Below are 17,650 nucleotides of genomic sequence, written 5' to 3' on the forward strand. Positions count from 1 at the left end.
CGATAAATTGCTTATTTGATTTTTATTGTGTCGAATGCACCAAACGAGATAAATGCCGCTTTTGCGGCATTTTTTTTGTCGTTAATAATAAAGGGTATGGTATGTTGATTTATTGTAAGAACAGTCATCCAGAGATATGACGGATGTATCGGAATGAGCAGACCTTTCTCTTAAAGCGAGAGTAGCAACTGTTATTCAGGCACTTTTTACTATATAACGTGTCGCCCAAAGTTAGGTCTCTAATCATGAGCAGCGAGCGATAAGTCGCATCGCCCGGTTTATTGATTGGCGATTAAAATCCAACGTCTAATTTTTACCACAAGGAAGCAAGAGTGAGGTTATTGAGTCTATTTGCGATGCTATTTCCAGCCGTTGCTTGTTCGTCCACACTTGAAATATGGGCTGGTATTAATTATGAAACGGCCGATTATGTAAAAGAACATATCGAAGCGATGACGGATCATCGCGTAGAAATTCGTTCGTTTGACGTCAACAGTATTCGTTCTGAACTTCTTGTTGCTGACCCTAGAGACAATACTTTTCCCGACGCCATTTGGGTTCCTTCTGACTTCTTAGGTCTAACTGAATATATCGAATTAGCGACACTTCCCGAGGCTTGGGTTGATACCCAACGCTATGAGAAAAAGGCGCTCGATGCGGTGGTCATTAACGGTGAGCTTAAGGCGTTACCGGTTGGTATTGGAAACCAGGTCGTTCTGTATTCGATCAAACCTCAAGCGCAAGTTGTGACATGGGAAAGTCTCATTGAGCGCTCTGATCAGTCTGATCAAGTGAGTGTGCTTTTTCCCAATCCAAACATGTACTTCTATTTGGCTTTCTATCAGCTTTTTTCTGAAGACTTATTATCGTCGAACAATATTAACGGTGAAGGATTAGTTGCCATTTTTGATTTCATCGATATGTTGCAGCAGAAAAAAGTCATCGAATCATCGTGCAGTGATATTTGCGCGAGACAGAGATTTATCAATGGGGAAGTCGAGTTTTTGATTGACGGTGATTGGGCGTTCAGCGAACTCGATGCCGCTTTTGGTCGAGATTTGTATATCAATTCGTTGCCGACCTATCGTGGTGAGAGTATGTCTTCATTTAGTGGCGCGAAGATTTTTGCTGTCACGGAAAAAGGCATGAAGAACCCAGATAAGAAATTAGCTTTGAAAGAAGTCATTCAATACCTGCAATCAAACAGTTTCACCTATTTAGCTCACTCGAGTGCCATGGTTTCGCCGTTTTATGAGGTTAATCAACGTCGTGTTAAGGAAGGTAACCAGACATTTTCAAATATGTACGATGAGTTTCAAGCGTCGCAAATGATGTCGAGTGACTACAAGATGGCGATCGTTTGGGAGGCATCGGCTCGGGCGTATCAGCGTTACAAGTCAGGGATGCCAAAGAGTGAACTGCATAAGTTTTACAATGGTTTTGTTCAATATTACTCGGCGAATATGAGGGTAAGAGATTGAAGCTATCTTTAAAATACACCATGGGCTTGGTGTTGCTGGCTTGCTCAATGCTTCCTGTTTACCTAGCGGGACAGTTGATTCTCAATAAACAGAACCAAAGTTCTTTAGAGCAAAAAGAAACCAAGCTGGACAACTCTACGACCGGTATTCGTCAAACCGTACAAGAGCAAATTAATCTGACGGCGAGCCTAACCCAATGGTATTCGCAAGACCGATCATTGATTAAAGCGGGTGGTAATATCTTTTTCTCGAGTGTTGTTTGGGACAAGATGGATAGCTTCAATGCGCTAGCGGAGAGTGTGTCCGCAACTTATATTCTGGACCAAAACTGGAAGCCCATTTATGACAGCAAAGGCAGCTTGTACCATTTTGAGCAGAGCCAGTTATTAGAAAGCTTGAAGCGTCCTCAATCGGTTTATGGGCAAGGGAAATTGTTCCACACCGAGTTTACCGAAACTGAAGTGGCGGACAATGCCACTGCCGGTATTGCTTTTGTCGCGCCGATTCTACCTTATCGTTTGATAGAAGGTTCTACATACACGCCGCAGGGTTATCTTGTGGTTCTTATGGGGTATGACAGACTTAACACTAAAGTGACGCCTTTCCTTTATCAAAATGAGTCGGTTGAGTTTAACTATGTTGATTCAACGGATGCTCAGTCTTCTGAACAAAGTGCGAACATTATCTCTATCGACAGTAAATTCTTTACCGACAAGTTGGTACTGAACGTCAAACATCATATTTCCGACAGTGCGCGCTTATTAGAGATGCAACAAGCTCAGGTGGTTTTTGTCAGAATATTGGTGGCGACGCTTGCCATCGCGATTGTGTTTGCTCTGTTCCTAAGCCGCTGGTTCTCAGGGCAGTTAAACTTGTTGGCTGAATCTGTTAAGTCGTATTCGCATAACCAATCACCGACTCATAGTGTGGATGAACATCGTTTTACTGAGTTCGTCACACTGAGTCGTTTATTGGAAACCATGTGGGGTCGCATACAATACCAAGTCCGTGAACTGACCGAAAGCAACGATAAACTCGAAAGATTTAATGTACAGCTAGAGGACTTAGTTGAAGAGAAAACCAGCAAGTTAACGTATTCGCTTGCGCGTGAAGAATCCCAGAAGCATCGTATTTTGAAGATCGTGCAGTTTGCATCATCGAGACAGGCGGCTGAATATCGGTTGATTCCTCAAATGGTCGATCAAGAGTTAAAGACATTACTTGTTCAACATTCAATTCAATTTCATTTTAACCGAACTGGCGAGGCTGACTTGATACTCTGTGACTCGCAGGGGACGGCAATTGGGTATTTTTGTTCGAGCTCATTTGCTCTACTCAGTGAAGAAGATCTTCTGATTTTTGACATGTACCAAAAACAATTAGCCGGTTGGCTAGAGCTCGAAAATATTACGCGCATCAACATGCCAACTGGCTGTTTGAATCGTAAAGCTTTTAATGAAGATTTCGAGTTCAGTAAACGCAGCATTAACGACAACCAAAATCAGATTTCTTTGATCATTATTGATATCAATGGCTTGAAAACCACGAATGATGTTCATGGACATGAAGTCGGGGATGAGCTGATACAGCGCTGCGTAGACGTAATCAGCCACGAATTGACACCTGCCAGTAATCTATATCGTTTGGGTGGAGATGAATTTACGGTGCTTACCTTAACGTCTGGTAAGTCGAATTCGCTCAATGTCGCAGAGATGGCTGAGCAGTTGTATATTGCTCAGGAGCAACAGGCAATCGAGACCAAAGCGGGTATCTCTATTCCTGTCAGATTCTCGATTGGTGCAGCCTCTAGTGATTCAACAGACGTTGAGCAATTGTTCTCAGTCGCTGATGAGAATATGTATCAGCAAAAGCGTCGTTATTACCAAACGTTGTCTGTGTTTGGGAAGTAATGCCAATCACGCTTACAAATAGCGATCACGATTTTCGACGCCCATTAGAGCGGAACTGCTGTGGCGTGACGTTAAAATAAGCTTTAAACGCTTTTGGGAGAAGCGTTTGGTTGGGCCAACTGCCGTATAAACACAGACGATAAAAATGATAAAGCCCACTTATGGGAAGTAGTGGGCTTTAAATGTGTACGTTCCGTTCAACGCCAGCTAGAGCCAGAAACTCTTCAAAGGCATCTCTGCGTCAAAGTGATGAGCAATCTGCGCCTGGAGAAGCTCTGCGGTCGCTATGGCATCGGTTAGCGCATGGTGCGGCGTGTAGTCGGGCAGGTGGTATCGACGACGACTCTGCCCCAGCCTCACTGAAGCTGGCTTCTTACCTTTCAACTTATTCCACAAGCCGCCAGCCAGTTTATTTTGGATCCGAGATTCAATCTCGAGCGTGTCGAGGACTGGGAACTCAATACCTTCACCGAGTCGTACTTTCAATGCATTGTCCAAAAAGTCACGTTCGATACGACGATAGTGAACCACAGGTATATGTCCCGCCATTGATTCTAAGATCTCGCCCAACACTTCGCTAAGGTCTGGCGCATCAATGATGTCATTGTGAGTGATGCCATGAATCACGACAGATTCTTCTTCAAGCTTCTGTTTTGGTCTTAGAGTCCAGTGTTTGGCCTGTCGTAAGTAGATGCGATTGAGTGTAAATGGCACTAAACCAATGGTAATGATGCCGTCTTTGTTTGGGTTTAACCCCGTGGTTTCAAAGTCGACAGCCAAGAACATCACTTCTGAAAGTGGCGTATCAGGCGCAGGAAGAGGCTGGCTATAAAAGTGCTTTAAGCGTTCGTCTCTCGCTCGTTCTAGCTTCTGAGCAAACTTAAATGGCCAATCGACCGCAGGTGATCTGAATAGTTTGTTCATAGGCCCTACTTAAATTTGTTGCTGGCTTGATAACGGAACTTAAGGAAGTTTTGTGCATTACTTAATATTTGGAATGCATCCTTTAGGTTACGTCGTTCGAAGTCAGACAGGTTCTCTGGCTCGATGTTGTTATCAGGCTCGATGTTGTTGTCGACATCGTGTGCTTGGTGGCGAATACGAACCAGAGAGATAAACTCCATCGCATCTTTCAAATCTTGAGCTCGGCCTTTTGGCAGAATACCAGCATCAATAATGTCATCTAAGCGTTCGAACGAGTTCTTAGAGCGAGAGGCTACCGCCAGTGAGTGAACACGAATCAAATCAGCCAGTGGCGCAGTACCACGACGCTTAAGGTTGATAGAGTTGTTGTGACGGCCATCTTTTTCCATCACGAAATCTTTGAAGAAGCCAAGCGGCGGTGTACGGTTGAGTGCGTTACGTGCAAGACACGCTAAGAAGCGGTTATTCTTACGTGCGCGTCGAACAATAAAGCTGTTCAATTGCTCAGCCCATTTCAGACGACCATAAACGCCATCTAAGTCGAAGAAGATAGAAGCATTCAATAGGGCTTTCGGGTTTGGATCATCAATCCAATCGGCAAAGCACTCTTCCCATTGTCGACGAGTCATACGCCACGTTGGGTTGGTCGCCATGATGTCGCCAGTACAGTAAACATAACCACATTGGTCTAAGCCGTCACAAATGAATTTTGAAAGTTCTTCAAAGTACTTACCGTGTTTTGCTTCGTCGTATGTGTCATCGAGGATGATGGCGTTATCTTGGTCGGTAACCAGTAGTTGCTCATCACGTCCCATCGAACCTAACGCAAGGAAACAGTATGGGATTGGTGATTTACCTAACTTCTCTTCACCCAACTCGATAATACGCTGTTTAAAACTACGGCCAATTACCGACATTGCAGTACCCACCATGTGGGCATTGGCATCTTCGTTAACTAAGCGCACAAAGCTATCTTTCACTTGCTCGGAAAGCACCTTCAGGTCTTCGATACTTTGTTGCTGGAAGATACTACTTACCAATAACAGCGAGTTTTGAGACTCATAACGAACAATATCGGTCGCTTCGATAATACCAATCGGCTTCTTATCTTTAAGCACTGGTAAGTGGTGCACGTTATAGCGAAGCATGGTCATCATAGCTTCGTATACGTAAGCATTATGGTCGAGTGAGATAACCTCAGGCGTCATAACGCTGGATACTTCATCCGATGGATCAAGACCTTCGGCGAGAACACGCGTACACAAATCTCGGTCGGTGATGATGCCAATCACGGGTGTTGAGTCATCTTCATCATCTTCAACGATATCTGGGTCGATGATCAGCAAAGACGAAACATTATCTTGTGCCATCATGGTCGCAGCTTGCTGAATCGTGCGCGTTTTTTCGATCATTGGCGCTTCGCTGGTCAGTAGCGTTTTAACCTTGGATGTTGTTAGGTCGTTAGCGTCGTTGCTGTCTGAGTTGGCTTGGCGTAGTCGCGCGTTATCTTCTACTTCTACGAAATCGGCAAAGGAGTCATAGTTGTCGTAGAGCTCTTGGAAGATAGGCTCAGGAATACAGTAGAGCAGGGTGTCTTCGGTCGCTTTAACAGGGAAACGCACCTTGTTGTTGGTCAGTAGGCCCATTTGACCGAACAAGTGGCCTTCATCAAGGCGGTTATAGAGTTCGCCTTTACGACGGTAGACTTCGACTTCGCCACTTCGAACGATGTATAAGTCATGAATTTGATCACCAAAGTGAATGATAGGGGTATCTTGGCGGTAATAAGAAATTTCCACGCTACTGGTCACTTTCGCCAACATCTCCTCAGGGAGTTCTGTGAAAGGGGGGTATTGTGCCAGAAAGTTTTGAATCTCTAATAACTCAGCATCCATAATGATCATCCATTGGTTTGTATGATTTCATGGTACAACATTTGATAATATTTTGCCGTCACAAATCAATCTGTGAGCTAAAACCTTTTTAAAGTCTTATGGATAGACTAACCTTTCAATTAATGGAGTGACAGTTTAAGGATGATAGGAATGTCGAAGTGGAAGCTTAGTTTTGTATCTGCGGTTTTTATGTTTTCTCCAAGTTTGTGGGCGGACACTAACGCGGTGGATATTTTGGATTACGACCATATTTATGCCACGGCGCATTCGGGCAGTTTAAATGAAGATGCAGGCAGTAATAACAATGCCTCGTCGTATGGATTAGGCGTCAGTTACGCGATGACGGATGATTGGTTGTTGCTGGGAGACTACAGCGCACGCTTTATTCACCCTGATGACACCACAACTCGAATTGATACGCTGATGCCAGGTGTTGGTTACCGTTACAGCATTAAGAAAGATTTAGATATAGTGGCTTACTACCTGCTTGGTATCACGAAAGGTAAGGTTGAAGATAATGACACCAACCGAACTGAATCTTCAGACACTGAGTTCATCCAAGGGGTAAAAGCTGAGCTTAACTATGGCTTTGCGAAACGTTGGATAGCTAACGGGAGTGTGCAAGTGAATCGAAGTGACCTGTTTGATGAAGAGATCTATCACTTAGGTTTACGTTATCTAGTGACCAACAAGTTTGCGATTGGTGGGTCATACCAACATCGAGATGGTGAAGGTAAGATTCGTAGTGAGCGTACTAACGAGCTAGGTGTGGAATTTTTCCTAGAGTATTAGCCAGTAACGGAAAGGCTACGTGCCCTAATAGATCTTATATATAAAGAGACAGACACAAAAAAGCCAGCTTAATGAACTGACCCCCAATAGTTGGACACCAATTATTGGGGGTCTTTTTATGTCCAAATATAGCCGAGAGCTAAAATGTATCATTGCTAAGCAATACTTAGATGGCACGTCATCTCTCTACTTAGCAAAACAATATTCAATTTCTTCAAGGCAGATACGGTATTGGGCTCAAGTCTTTGCCATCCATGGTACTGATTCATTTTTACCAACTAAGCATGCCGCGACTGCTCAAACAAAACGAAAAGCATTGAATTTAATGTGGACGAATGAATGGTCTCTCACGCACACTAGCGCAGTATTAAACCTCTCATCCCCTGGGACACTGTCTGCCTGGCTCAAACGATTTAATGAGCTCGGTATCAAGGGGCTCAAAATGCGCCAGAAAGGAAGACCCTCAATGAAACAGCAACCTCAACGAACCACTAAGCCTGATAATGAAATGACACTTGAGGAGCTAAAAGAGGAGTTAGTCTACTTACGAACCGAGAATGCTGTTTTAAAAAAGTTGGAAGAGTTGGAGCAGGAAAAAAACCGTCGAACAAAGAAAAAGCGGTCATAGCTCTAACTCTTAAAGGCAAGTACCTGTTGAAGCACTTACTGCAGACTCTACAGCTGGCAAAAAGTGTCTTTTATTATCAGGCTCAAACGAGCAAGCGCCCAAATAGCTACGAACGTGAGCTGCGGTTGATAAAGTCAATTTATCATGAACATAAGGGCCGATACGGTTATCGTCGTATTCATTTAGAACTAAAAAATCAGGGGGTCTCGCTTAATCACAAAACGGTTCAAAGGCTTATGGCTCAGCTCAACCTTAAATCGACGGTCAGGATTAAAAAGTATCGTTCATACCGAGGAGAGTCAGGAAAAGCTGCTCCCAACGTGCTTGAAAGAGATTTTAGTGCGACTCAACCCGATGAAAAGTGGGTAACTGATGTCACGGAGTTCAAAGTCAAAGAGCAGAAAGTATACTTGTCTCCAGTTGTCGACTTGTTTACTCAGGAAGTGGTAGCTTATAGAGTGGCCAAAAATGCCTGCTTGCCGCTTGTCACGGATATGTTGACGGAGGCTATATCAACGCTGAAACCCAACTCAAAGCCAATTATACACAGCGATCAAGGTTGGCAATATCGCCATCGACAGTATCAGAAAAAGGTAGCGGAGAGTGGGTTAACGCAAAGCATGTCGAGAAAAGGTAACTGCTTGGATAATGCTGTTGCTGAAAACTTTTTTGCTTTACTCAAAACCGAGATGTATCACAACCAAAGCTTTGAAGATGCAGATGCTCTGATAGAGCAAATTAAAGAATACATCGAGTACTACAATACCAAACGTATAAAAGTGAAACTAAAAGGCCTGACTCCGATAGAATATCGAACTCAGGCCTTGAAAGCCGCTTAACAGAAATGTCCAACTTTATGGGGTCACTTCATAATTGCTGGCTTTTACACATCTATTGGTCTGCAAGTGCAGGTTTCGCTTTTCGATTAAAGAACCGCAGCGATACCTTTACATAGAGGACCCATGTTTGACTTAGTCATACCAGCAACACTGATACGGCCAGAACCAACAATGTAGATTGCGAATTCGTCTTTTAGGCGAGTTACTTGCTCTTTGCTTAGACCTGAGAAAGAGAACATGCCGTTTTGACGTTCGATGAATGTGAAGTCTGCATCAACACCTTCAGATTTCAGTGTCGTTACAAATAGCTCACGCATCTCTTGGATACGGTCGCGCATTTCTGCTACTTCTGCTTCCCATTCAGCACGTAGATCAGCATCACCAAGGATGTGAGTAACGACAGCACTGCCGTGCGCTGGTGGGTTAGAGTAGATAGAGCGGATAATGCTCTTAACTTGAGAGAACGCAGTTGTTGCTACGTCTGCAGATTCTGCAACCAGAGTGAATGCGCCAACACGCTCGTTGTACAAGCCGAAGTTCTTAGAGAACGAGCTAGCAACAAGGATCTCTTTGTTGTATTGAGCAAAAATACGTAGGCCAGCAGCATCTTCTTCAACGCCTTTTGCAAAACCTTGGTAAGCAAAATCGAATAGAGGCAGCAGTTTCTTCTCAGCAACCAATTTAGCCAGTACTTCCCACTCTTCAGTTGTTGGGTCGATACCTGTTGGGTTGTGACAGCAACCGTGAAGAAGAACGATATCGCCTTCAGAAGCTTTCTCTAGGTCAGCAACCATGCCAGCGAAGTCTTTGTCTTTAGTTTCAGCGTTGTAGTAGCTGTATTGAGCAGTTTCGATACCCGCAGCTGCGAAAACGCCGTTGTGGTTAGCCCAAGTTGGGTTACTGATCCAGATTTTCACTTCGCCCAATTGGCGCTTGATGAATTCACCCGCTACGCGAAGTGCACCTGTACCACCTGGAGCTTGTGCTGTTTTAGCGCGTTGAGATGCAACGATCTCTGCGTCTGAACCGAAAAGAAGTTTCTGAACCGCTAGACCGTATTCAGCTGTACCTTCAATCGTTAGGTAAGATTTGGTTTTTTCGTTTTCAAGAAGTGCAGCTTCTGCTTTCTTTACTGTTTTAAGTACTGGTGTTTGACCATCTTCATTTTTGTAGATGCCAACGCCAAGGTTGATTTTCTCTGCACGAGAGTCTTTTTTAAACTCTTCAGTAAGGCCGAGGATAGGATCGGCGGGAGCAGCTAACACTTTTTCAAACATAATCTTCATCCATGTCAATTGAGAGGGGATAGTATCTATGGGTAGTTATACCTGTATGGAATTTTTAAGACAATACGAAGTGAACAGAAAGACCAAAAAAAATCCATTTCAATCAGATTTATTGACTAAAGAGGGTATTTGATAACAAAACACCCTACGGATTAACCTATAGGGTGCAAGAAGTTAGTGGATTTTGAATAGATTACGCTGGTTGAGCAATAAAGCTTTCGCGCTCGAGTTCACTCGCTACATTTTTGCCATCTTTGTAGGTCGCGGCAATTGAAACAAACGCTTGTTCAACCGCTAGAAAAGCTTGGACAACTTGCGGATCAAAATGCGTCCCATTGCCCTCTAAGATGATCTGTTTAGCTTGTTCATGAGTAAAGGCTGGCTTGTAGACTCGCTTCGAGATGAGCGCATCATAAACATCAGCTAATGCCATTAAACGGCCAGATAACGGGATATCTTCACCAGACAACTGATTAGGATAACCACTGCCATTCCATTTCTCGTGGTGAGTCAGAGATATCTCCTTTGCTACTCTTAAGAAAGAGCTACTTCCCAACTGCTTTTCTGCGATAGATAACGCTTCAGCACCAATCGCGGGGTGACCTTTCATTATCTCAAACTCTTCGTCCGTCAATTTACCAGGTTTCAATAATACGCTATCAGGCACACCGACTTTGCCCACGTCGTGCAAAGGCGCAGATTTGTAGAGCAACTCGATGTAGTTTGGTGTTAACAAGCTTGAGTGGGTTTCTGATTTGCTGAGTTCTTGTGCGAGTACCTTTACATATTCTTGAGTTCTTAGGATATGAGCGCCCGTTTCATTGTCTCGAGATTCAGCCAATGCCGATAAGCTCACAATGGCGACGTCACGTGTGGTTTTGACTTCGTTTTGCGCGGTTTCTAGGCTATCAAGCATGGTATTAGTCATAGAAGCCATAGAGCCAAGCTCGTTGTAGCCGAAAATAGGTAAGCGAACGCCTTGCTCGCCATTGGTGACTTTGTTTAATGCGTGCTCTTGGCTTAGGAGAATACGCTTAATTAGCTTGCTCCAAAGCGTCATGATGGTTATCGCGTAGCCACCCAGCACCACAGCCAAATAAATAAACTCTTTGATCACGCTGATCTTGCCGGTGCCATCTAATAAGCGGTCAGGGTTATGTTCTAGCCAGAAGATGTCTTTGACGGCAATCATCGTCAACATAGTCGTCAGTGTTACCAGAAGCACGATAACCAAGCCTATCATCTGCTTGACCAGTGAACTTCTTTCACCAACCAGTTGGAAATCAAATTGACCAGTCGTCTCCATTTTATCCATTTGGCTGAGCTTGGCGTTCAATTGAAGAATGGTTCCGGTAAAGAAGCCGAATAGACTCATTCCAAACAGCACCTTCAAATTGCTATCTATGGTGAATTCATAGCTTAAGTTGTAGTAGAGCGCGAAAGGCACACTTGCAACAAAAAATAGCAGGGTATCGAGTTGCGCGAATCGGCCTTGCTTGACCAAGGTATGTTGAGCTAATAGGTAACGACGCGCGAGCCATAATAAGACAAACACAATACTGACTTGTGTGAAAATCTCTAACGCCGTTAAGCTCTCGAGCATAGGACACACCCGACTGCCATAGGTGCCAAACAGCACGCCAGCAATGACGTATAACTTAGTCGTTAGCGATTGATTATAGTTTGAAGTATCCATCGATAAGCCTTGGTTCAGTTCTTTTTAGGTTCACGTAATTCACACCGGTTTCTCAGGTTTTTGCCCGATTTAAGAAACTCTTTTTGTTTTACGTAAGTCTGATATTGATTCACGAGCTTGGAATTAAGAGTTAAATGTATAGCTAATGTGAATAAGACCGAGAATTCTATCGATAGCTTTCGTTGATTGATACAAGAAAGTGGATTGCGTGAGTGATTTGTAAACTGGATGGAGGTTATTGCAGCGTTACTATGAAGATACATGAATAGCCTCAATGAGGTTCGAGGCTATTCAGTCGATATATTTGAGCAAAGTCGCGAGTAATTGGGGTCGCTACTTACTTTAAATCAAATTACTTTTTCAGATTGATTTCAGCTTCAATAGAGCTGGTTTCAATCTCAGGGTGAGACGCTAGTTTGTCTGCAGCCCATTGGTTGATGTGTTTCAGAATAGCAGACACCGCGTGTTTTTCCGTTGGTGCTTGGTCTTGTTCGACATCGATCTTTTGCTTTGGATGTGAGCCTGTCGCATCTTCAGCAATATGGAGCCAATCTGGGTGCCAGTAATATGGCTGACCGCTCGGTGTTGTCCAACTGTGAACACCGTTTGACTCTCCTTTATAACTTAATTGGTCTGCTTCTATTTTTTTCATTGTTATCTCGCATGTTTTTGGGTTACATCAAATTATTGAGGTAGAAAGCCAACTTAGCTCCTACCTTGGGTACAAACTTAGCAAAGCTTACAAAGTTATCTGTGAACCAATTCACACTATTGTGGAAATTAGGTGCGATCATATGGATAGCAGCAATAGTTGTTGGCGTAAGTGATAAAATCACCGGCTCACAGAATTTCTCTAGGTAGTACAATTAGATGGCGCGTTATGAAGAGCTTGCAAAGGATATTCGAACTCAGATAGCCAACAATACGTGGCGATCCGGAGAGAAGATCCCTTCGGTACGCATGAGTTGTCGAAATTACAACGTCAGCAATAGTACTGTCTTACAAGCCTACCAGTTGCTAGAAAGCGAAGGGTGGATCATCGCTAAACCTCAGTCGGGCTACTTTGTAGCGCCAAGGCTGGACGGCGTTGATTACGCACAGCCTCTCGTTAGTGAAAAGAAAGCCATTAATGACCGCTTATTTGATTTCTTGAAGTCGAGTTCAGCTGAAGGAGTGATTCCTTTCGGCTCTGCATTCCCAGATCCTGACCTGTTCCCGTTACCTACCTTGACTCGAAACCTTGCCAGCGCGGGCAGGAAAATGACTGGCGCCAGTGTGATCAATAATTTACCACCGGGCAGTGAGTCCTTGAGAAGACAAATCGCGCAGCGTTATCTGCAGCAAGGGATCACGGTTAATCATCAAGACATCGTGATTACCTCTGGCGCAATGGAAGCGCTTAACTTGAGCCTGCAAACGGTCACCAAGTCGGGTGATAACGTCGTGATTGAGTCTCCCGCATTCTATGGTGCTCTGCAGGCGGTCGAGAGGCTAGGGCTTAACCCTATCGAAGTGGACGTTTGCCCAATCAATGGGTTGAATATAGAGCAGTTTGAAAACGCACTACAAAACCAAGATGTTAAAGCGTGTTGGCTGATGACGACTTTTCAAAACCCAACGGGAACCAGTTTGTCGGAACAGGCAAAGCGCCGTGTGGTAGAAATTGCAGAACAACACGAAACCTACATTATTGAAGATGACGTGTATGGCGATCTTTATTACGAAGGGCATAAGCCGAAGCCACTTAAGGCCTTCGATAAGACCGATTCCGTTTTGCTTTGTGGGTCGTATTCAAAAAGCCTATGTCCGGGTTATCGAGTAGGGTGGGTTGTGAACACGCGTTTTAACGATGCGATTCAAAAGTTACAGCTTCTTTCTACGTTATCAAGCAGCGCTCCCGTTCAACTTGGTGTCGCCCATTTCTTAACACATGAAAGCTACGACAATCACCTTCGTAAACTGCGTAAAAACCTTGTCGTCAGGAAAGAGCGATTTATCGATGTCATTAAGCAGTACTTTCCGCATTCAATCGAGATTGAAGAACCGGCTGGTGGCTACTTGGTATGGATTCGTTTCTCTGAAAAATTCGACAGCCAACAGTTTCATCAACTGGCTATCGAACAAGGTATTAGCGTCGCATCTGGCGATCTGTTTAGTGAGCAGGGCAGAGTGGATAACGCGATACGATTGAACTTCTCTTATGAACTGACAGAAGAGAAAGAACAGGCGCTCATCTGGCTTGGCAAACTGGCACATCAACTTACGCACTCGTAAAACCTTAAGTCCCTCATAAAAAAGACAATCATTCCAACTGTACGGGTTGTTTGTGGGGTAACTGTACGCCTAATTGACCAAAGAGTTGTGATTCAATAACGGTAGACCAAATATTGGAGATACCGTTATGTTGAAAATGACTATGGGAAATGAAGTTAAGCTGATTATTGTCGCGATTGTGTGTGCGCTTCTGCTTGTTCTCGGCCACGTACTGCTTGCAAAAGCATTCGCTGATATGGCGTGGGCTGAATACACCACTGCCGCGATCCCATTCGTTATGATGGCAATCTGCGGTCTCGCAATAAAATACGCTATCGACCAAGACGTGGATTAGCTTTTGAATAAGGAGTCCAGATGGTAGTACGCAGAAACAGCCGTCGTCTCGTTTTATTCCGAACATAAAAAAACCTCCGCAAGTGCGGAGGTTTTTATTTGTTCTTAACTTTTAATATCGAATAGGTTTCGAATTAGAAGTTTGCAGAGCGTGGTGTACGTGGGAATGGAATCACGTCACGAACGTTGCCCATACCTGTTACGTAAGATACTAGACGCTCGAAACCAAGACCGAAACCAGCGTGTGGCACTGTGCCGTATTTACGTAGGTCGCGGTACCAGCTCATGTGCTCAGGGTCGATACCCATAGCAATCATACGCTCGTCTAGAATGTCTAGACGCTCTTCACGTTGTGCACCACCGATGATTTCACCGATGCCTGGTGCAAGTACGTCCATTGCCGCAACTGTTTTGCCGTCGTCGTTTAAGCGCATGTAGAAAGCTTTGATGTCTTTCGGGTAGTTCTTAACGATAACAGGTGCTTTGAAGTGCTCTTCAGCTAGGTAACGCTCATGCTCAGAAGACATGTCGATGCCCCACTCAACGTCAAACTCAAATTTCTTACCAGAGTCTAGTAGGATTTGGATTGCGTCAGTGTAGTCAACTTGTGCGAAGTCAGCGTTAACGAATTGCTCTAGACGAGTAATTGCTTGCTTGTCGATGCGAGAAGCGAAGAATTCAAGGTCGTCGCGGCGCTCTTCAAGAACAGCAGCGAAAACGTACTTAAGCATGTCTTCAGCCAGTTTCGCTACATCGTTAAGGTCTGCAAACGCAACTTCAGGCTCAACCATCCAGAACTCGGCTAGGTGGCGGCTTGTGTTTGAGTTTTCAGCACGGAACGTAGGACCGAACGTGTAAACCTTGCTTAGTGCACAAGCGTAAGCTTCAGCATTAAGTTGGCCAGATACTGTTAGGAACGTCTCTTTGCCGAAGAAATCTTCGTTGAAGTCTACGTCGCCTTTTTCAGTGCGTGGTAGGTTTTCCATGTCTAGCGTAGAAACACGGAACATTTCACCAGCGCCTTCTGCATCAGATGCAGTGATAAGCGGAGCAGAAGTCCAGAAGAAGCCTTGCTCGTGGTAGAAACGGTGAATCGCTTGAGATAGACAGTTACGTACACGTGCTACTGCGCCAATCACGTTTGTACGTGGACGTAGGTGAGCAACTTCACGAAGGTATTCGATAGAGTGACGTGTCTTAGCCATTGGGTAAGTGTCAGCGTCTTCAACCCAGCCTACAACTTTAACGTCAGTTGCTGCTAGTTCGAAGTCTTGACCTTTCGCAGGAGACTCAACAATCTTACCCGTTACTTCAACAGAGCAGCCAGTCGTTAGCTTTAATACTTCGTTTTCGTAATTATTAAGATTATTAGGAACCACGGCCTGAATCGGGTCGAAACAAGAGCCGTCATAAATGGCAAGGAAAGAGATTCCAGCTTTGGAATCACGACGTGAACGGATCCAGCCGCGAACAGTTACTTCACTGTCTACCGCTAGCTTGCCGCCAAGTACGTCTGTTACAGGCGCGTAAGTCATGTTGATTTCATTCTCCATTGAGGGACAAATTCAACTCAAAGTCTCTGGCATTGCTGCAAATAAACATACATTTGCACAATAATTAACCGAAACATTAAGTTGTATAAACTTTTTAAATCGATTGAACATATTACCTGTCATACCGACAGCTTCAACCTTTATTCTTGCTTGGTGAAAGAAATATTGTGTCTACTGACGATAAATAGGTTTGAGGGTGTGTTTTTTGTTCGATATTAGCGTCAGCCTTACCTTTGACCCTATGTGAGCTGTTGAACGAGCAAGGCGTAATCGAAACCTTTGTTTTCAATAATGGGAGTGTGATTGTGTTGAGACTCACTCTATATTGGCGCGGATTCAGTCATATTGGACTTGGTCACCTTCTTAATTTCCCACTAAAGCAACAAGAGGAGTTTAATATCTACGTGTTAATTACGCCGCCTTAACCCCTGCATTCTCTCTACACCCGCACTTTTCGAGCGCTCGCTCATTCAAGAAAAACAGTCGATCAAATTATGTCTCAACAAGGCAGGACTGGCTGTACAAGTAAAAGAGAATTACATGCTTAATTATTTAAAAAAACACTGGTTATCAAACGTTAAAGGAGATTCATTATCTGGGATTGTGGTTGCACTCGCACTGATCCCTGAAGCCATCGCATTTTCAATTATTGCAGGCGTTGACCCTAAAGTAGGGCTCTATGCCTCGTTCTGTATTTGTGTCGTCACTGCTTTGGTTGGCAGTCGTCCGGGAATGATTTCTGGTGCAACAGGCGCTATGGCGCTATTAATGGTCACCTTGGTGAGAGAGCACGGACTAGAATATCTACTCGCTGCTTCATTTTTAGCTGGTGTCATTCAAATCGTGGCTGGATACCTAAAGCTTGGTAACCTGATGAATTTCGTTTCTAAATCGGTGATTACTGGATTTGTTAACGCGCTCGCAATTTTAATTTTCATGGCTCAACTTCCTGAATTGATCAACGTCCCATCAAGCGTTTACGTATTAGTCGCTTTGGGTTTGGCGATCATTTATCTGCTTCCTTATTTTCCAAAGTTTGGTCGTGCAATACCTTCTCCACTGGTCGCTATTGTCGCCCTGACAATCATTAGTTTGTTGTTCGGCTTAGACGTGAGAACAATTGGCGATATGGGCAAGCTTCCCGACTCACTGCCTGTGTTCTTGATTCCTAATATTCCATTCACGTTTGATACACTTGCAACCATCCTTCCATATTCTATCGCTCTGTCTCTGGTTGGCTTATTGGAATCATTGATGACGGCGACAATCGTCGATGATCTGACAGATACTGAAAGTAACAAAAACAATGAGTGTAAAGGGCAGGGCGTTGCGAACATCGTGGCTTCCCTTTTTGGTGGCATGGCGGGTTGTGCGATGATTGGCCAGTCGATCATTAACATCAAATCAGGTGGCTTAACCCGATTATCCAGCCTGATCGCTGGAGTGGTTTTGTTGCTAATGGTGGTGTTTGTTTCTGATTGGTTGAAGCTGATACCGATGGCCGCTTTAGTGTCTGTGATGATCATGGTTTCAATCGGCACATTCTCATGGCGTTCCATTGTTGAGCTTAAAGATCACACACTGCCAACCAATGTAACCATGCTGGCAACCGTGGCGGTGGTGGTGTTTACTCATAACTTAGCAATAGGTGTTGCGGTTGGCGTGGTGTTGTCGGCTCTGTTTTATGCACATGCCAGCAAATCCATGGTGTTTATATCCGATGAAGTCGTGACAAACGAAATGCATACCATTCACCGAGTAAAAGGTCATGTCTTCTTTGCTTCGTCAGATGCGTTTGTCGACTTATTTGATTATGACAACGCGACCTCTTTAGTGACCATCGATATATCGGATGCGTCATTCTTAGATAATACCTCGGTCGAGGCGCTTGATAAGGTTGTGTTCAAGTTCCGTAAAAAAGGGGCTTACGTTGAAGTGTCAGGAATGGATAGCGTGAGTGCGAATCTGATAGTCAAACACGCGATGTATCACAAGCATAAAGACTTAACCGCGGTTTCCATTACACACTAATCATTGTT

13 protein-coding genes and 1 pseudogene are annotated in these 17,650 nt (G+C 44.2%); 8 read left to right on the top strand and 6 right to left on the bottom strand.

Annotated elements, in window-relative coordinates; genetic code table 11:
* Positions 1-332: 332 nt before the first annotated feature.
* Both OCV19_RS06475 and OCV19_RS06480 read left to right on the top strand, forming a co-directional pair.
* On the top strand, positions 333-1,481 hold the full coding sequence (locus OCV19_RS06475; protein WP_065675167.1) for a sugar ABC transporter substrate-binding protein: 1,149 nt from the start codon (positions 333-335) through the stop codon (positions 1,479-1,481).
* A 20-nt stretch (positions 1,482-1,501) separates the two neighbouring features.
* On the top strand, positions 1,502-3,391 hold the full coding sequence (locus tag OCV19_RS06480) for a GGDEF domain-containing protein (protein ID WP_065675168.1): 1,890 nt from the start codon (positions 1,502-1,504) through the stop codon (positions 3,389-3,391).
* 207 nt (positions 3,392-3,598) lie between these two features.
* Here OCV19_RS06480 and OCV19_RS06485 read toward each other — a convergent pair whose 3' ends face one another.
* Both OCV19_RS06485 and OCV19_RS06490 read right to left on the bottom strand, forming a co-directional pair.
* On the bottom strand, positions 3,599-4,315 hold the full coding sequence (locus OCV19_RS06485) for a 3'-5' exonuclease (protein WP_065675169.1): 717 nt from the start codon (positions 4,313-4,315) through the stop codon (positions 3,599-3,601).
* Between the two features lie 5 nt (positions 4,316-4,320).
* On the bottom strand, positions 4,321-6,210 hold the full coding sequence (locus OCV19_RS06490) for a DUF294 nucleotidyltransferase-like domain-containing protein (RefSeq protein ID WP_019822585.1): 1,890 nt from the start codon (positions 6,208-6,210) through the stop codon (positions 4,321-4,323).
* Positions 6,211-6,360: 150 nt separating this feature from the next.
* On the opposite strand from OCV19_RS06490, the gene OCV19_RS06495 reads away from it, so the two are divergent.
* The 3 genes and pseudogenes from OCV19_RS06495 to OCV19_RS06505 form a co-directional block, all read left to right on the top strand.
* Entirely contained in the window at positions 6,361-7,002 is a 642-nt protein-coding gene (locus OCV19_RS06495; RefSeq protein WP_029405474.1) for an outer membrane beta-barrel protein, read from the top strand.
* A gap of 118 nt (positions 7,003-7,120) precedes the next feature.
* Positions 7,121-7,630, top strand: coding sequence for a helix-turn-helix domain-containing protein (locus tag OCV19_RS06500; RefSeq protein ID WP_261875691.1), 510 nt, complete (start codon positions 7,121-7,123; stop codon positions 7,628-7,630).
* Positions 7,597-8,469, top strand: a pseudogene (locus tag OCV19_RS06505) (IS3 family transposase); the annotation flags it as partial. The gene OCV19_RS06500 and the pseudogene OCV19_RS06505, both read left to right, overlap by 34 nt.
* Before the next feature lie 86 nt (positions 8,470-8,555).
* Here OCV19_RS06505 and OCV19_RS06510 read toward each other — a convergent pair.
* From OCV19_RS06510 to OCV19_RS06520, 3 genes are all read right to left on the bottom strand, one after another.
* Complete coding sequence (locus tag OCV19_RS06510; protein ID WP_017065416.1) at positions 8,556-9,746, bottom strand: amino acid aminotransferase; 1,191 nt, start codon at positions 9,744-9,746, stop codon at positions 8,556-8,558.
* 202 nt (positions 9,747-9,948) lie between these two features.
* Positions 9,949-11,451: an HD-GYP domain-containing protein gene (locus tag OCV19_RS06515; protein WP_065677453.1), complete on the bottom strand. Its 1,503-nt coding sequence runs from the start codon at positions 11,449-11,451 to the stop codon at positions 9,949-9,951.
* 352 nt (positions 11,452-11,803) lie between these two features.
* On the bottom strand, positions 11,804-12,103 hold the full coding sequence (locus tag OCV19_RS06520) for a hypothetical protein (RefSeq protein ID WP_065677452.1): 300 nt from the start codon (positions 12,101-12,103) through the stop codon (positions 11,804-11,806).
* Positions 12,104-12,321: 218 nt separating this feature from the next.
* Here OCV19_RS06520 and OCV19_RS06525 point away from each other — a divergent pair, with 218 nt between their 5' ends.
* On the top strand, positions 12,322-13,725 hold the full coding sequence (locus OCV19_RS06525) for an aminotransferase-like domain-containing protein (protein ID WP_065677451.1): 1,404 nt from the start codon (positions 12,322-12,324) through the stop codon (positions 13,723-13,725).
* 127 nt (positions 13,726-13,852) lie between these two features.
* On the top strand, positions 13,853-14,059 hold the full coding sequence (locus OCV19_RS06530) for a hypothetical protein (protein WP_065677450.1): 207 nt from the start codon (positions 13,853-13,855) through the stop codon (positions 14,057-14,059).
* 133 nt (positions 14,060-14,192) lie between these two features.
* Here OCV19_RS06530 and asnS read toward each other — a convergent pair whose 3' ends face one another.
* Positions 14,193-15,593, bottom strand: coding sequence for an asparagine--tRNA ligase (asnS, locus tag OCV19_RS06535; protein WP_065677449.1), 1,401 nt, complete (start codon positions 15,591-15,593; stop codon positions 14,193-14,195).
* Between the two features lie 558 nt (positions 15,594-16,151).
* On the opposite strand from asnS, the gene OCV19_RS06540 reads away from it, so the two are divergent.
* Positions 16,152-17,642, top strand: a complete 1,491-nt coding sequence (locus OCV19_RS06540; protein ID WP_065677448.1) for a SulP family inorganic anion transporter — start codon at positions 16,152-16,154, stop codon at positions 17,640-17,642.
* Positions 17,643-17,650 lie beyond the last annotated feature (8 nt).

This window comes from Vibrio celticus, assembly GCF_024347335.1.
Classification (GTDB): Bacteria; Pseudomonadota; Gammaproteobacteria; order Enterobacterales; family Vibrionaceae; genus Vibrio; species Vibrio celticus.